The organism is Saccharicrinis carchari, from assembly GCF_900182605.1.
Taxonomy (GTDB): domain Bacteria; phylum Bacteroidota; class Bacteroidia; order Bacteroidales; family Marinilabiliaceae; genus Saccharicrinis; species Saccharicrinis carchari.
This window is the reverse complement of sequence record NZ_FXTB01000030.1, coordinates 1-1,467: the sequence shown is the minus strand read 5'-3', so window position 1 is coordinate 1,467 and position 1,467 is coordinate 1. Positions and strand designations below refer to the sequence as shown.

The 1,467-nt window shown below is 45.7% G+C and carries 1 protein-coding gene; it reads left to right on the top strand.

What is annotated here, in order from left to right; genetic code table 11:
• Positions 1 to 1,283, top strand: a 1,283-nt coding sequence (locus FN809_RS17830; RefSeq protein WP_185957621.1) for a hypothetical protein, incomplete at its 5' end; no start/stop codon positions are given.
• Positions 1,284 to 1,467 lie beyond the last annotated feature (184 nt).

Genomic DNA, 1,467 nt, shown 5'->3' with positions numbered 1-1,467 from the left:
AAACTAATTACGAGTGGAGCATTCCTAAATCTTTGGAGTGGTATATGTCGCATCCGGTGAGGGGTGTAACTGAGCAGGAATACGAAGCCTCCTACGGGACGGACAGGTTTGCAGTGAGCGCTTACACGACAAACGGTTGGAGCAGAGTGGCCGGTTATTATAGTAGCGGCTCCGATTACGACTTTAACAGCCTTACGGCCTTGGAAGGCTATGTGGTGTATACGGCCGAAGATCTTCCACTAAAATATTCGGGGGGGATGAACAACGCAGTAGATTATACCAGGGACTTCGGTAAAGCACAGTGGTATCTCGTGGCTAACCCCTACCCATCTTATATAGATGTTATGGATAATGGGTTTGACATAGGGAACTTTCGGAAAACGGTTTATATCCGCAATAGCGACTTTCAGGTATCCAGCTATAACATGCTCAATGGTGTGGGTGTAAACCAGGGTTCGCGTTATGTTTCGCCGGGTCAGAGTATGTGGCTTCGCACCTATAAAGACATTAGTAATATATCTATTGCCAAGTCGGTACGTACCCATGCTTCGGAGGGATATGGTCTAAAAAGTGGTGCTTCACCCCAAAACGATAAGCTGAGGTTAATGCTCGAAAGTGAGCATGGAACAGATGAGTCGGTGGTTATCTTCAACCAAAACGGATCGGAGACTTATACGGCCTACGATTCGGAGAAACTGATGAACGGAGGTAATATAGCCAATCTTTACTCGGTAAAAAGTGCCAAAAACGTGGCTGTAAACTCACTGCCCGAACTAAGCAACGGTACAGTTGTTCCCCTGGCCTACAAGGTAGCTGCCAAGGGTATGGGCGATATGACCATCAGGGCCACTAATCTGAACCACTTTATGCCTGACGCAGAAGTTTATCTGCATGATAAGGTAGCGGATGTAACAATCGATTTACGTGAAACACCGTCTTATACTTTTACCCCCACAGTAGCCAGTGCCACGGATAGATTTGAGCTAAAGTTTGAGCTTGCATCCATCAGCACGGATGTGGATGAATTAAAAGTAAGTGCGCCAAAAGGTAAGGTGCTTATTTATAGTGTTAAGCAACGGGCTTGTGTTAAGGTGGACGAGGAAATGTTACGCAGCAGCAACAAAACAATACGTGTTTATAACGTAGCCGGACAGTTGATGGCAACGCATGAGCTAAATAGCATGATAACGGAGTTTGATCTTCCACAACGCGATGCGGCCTTTATAATCCGGGTAAATATCGATGGCATAGTGCACAAGGGTATTGTTATCGGTATGGATTAAAAAAACAGCCCCCTCAATCCCCCCGGACTGGGGGAAGCTAGGGAAGCACACGTTGCGTGCTTTGGATGTTACTTACTTACCTACTTACTCACGGGGCGAATATTTGCATGATGCCAATATTCGTCCCGTGTGTTGTTTAAGTATTGCATTGTGTTAATTCAAAACATTGTCAACACTCAACGAG